The sequence below is a fragment of the Streptomyces sp. AC627_RSS907 genome, from assembly GCF_019049165.1.
The window spans coordinates 1-773 of record NZ_JAGMUE010001387.1 but is presented as its reverse complement, the minus strand read 5'-3'; the positions used below and the strand labels follow the sequence as shown (position 1 = coordinate 773).

1 protein-coding gene is annotated in these 773 nt (G+C 69.5%); it reads left to right on the top strand.

Translation table 11 applies throughout. The features are described from left to right. Positions 1-222: 222 nt before the first annotated feature. Positions 223-773 (top strand): GDSL-type esterase/lipase family protein (locus KUM32_RS42050; protein ID WP_308408857.1); only part of this gene is annotated, 551 nt, incomplete at its 3' end.

Sequence of the window (773 nt, the reverse complement as noted above, 5' to 3'; positions counted from 1 at the left end):
CCCGCACCAGCCCCCGAGGCTACCTGCAGTAAACACTACTGGGGGTAATTCTCTCGAAATGGGACAGGAAATGACGCGATGTAATCTGCCAGCACGGAAACGCATGCTCCCACGATTGGCGCCCACCTCACACGGGCAAAGCTACCGCGCAGCGACACCGGGGGGATGACGTACCGTCGGTCTCGGATACATATCATTGCGCGGCCCGAGAGGGGAACAGCGGTGCGGGATCACGCTCAGTCAACTCGTCTGCGGCGCTCCACCGCAGCTACCGCCCTGCTGGCGTGCGCGGCGCTGCTCGCGGGGTGTACGAGCGACTCCGGCGAGGCCGGCGCCAAGAGCGCCCGGTCGGGGGCCAACCGTCCCGCCGCGAAACCCACTCCGACGTGGGACCCCCGACCGAGTTCGATCGCCTCGGTCGGTGACTCGATCAGCCGCGGCTTCGACGCCTGTTCGGTGCTCTCCGACTGCCCGGAGGCGTCCTGGTCCACCGGTATGGACGTGGACAGCCTGGCCCGGCAACTGCTGCCGAACCCGCAGCGGCGCACCTGGAACTACGCCAAGACCGGCGCGGTGATGGCGGACCTGCCGGCCCAGGTCAGCGCGGCCACGGCCAAGCGGCCCGAGCTGGTCACCGTGCTGATCGGCGCCAACGACGCCTGCCAGGACACGGTCGCCCAGATGACGCCGGTGGCCGACTTCCGGGCCGACTTCGCCGCCTCGCTGGGCGCGCTGCGCCGCGCGCTGCCCAAGACGCAGGTGTACGTGGCGAG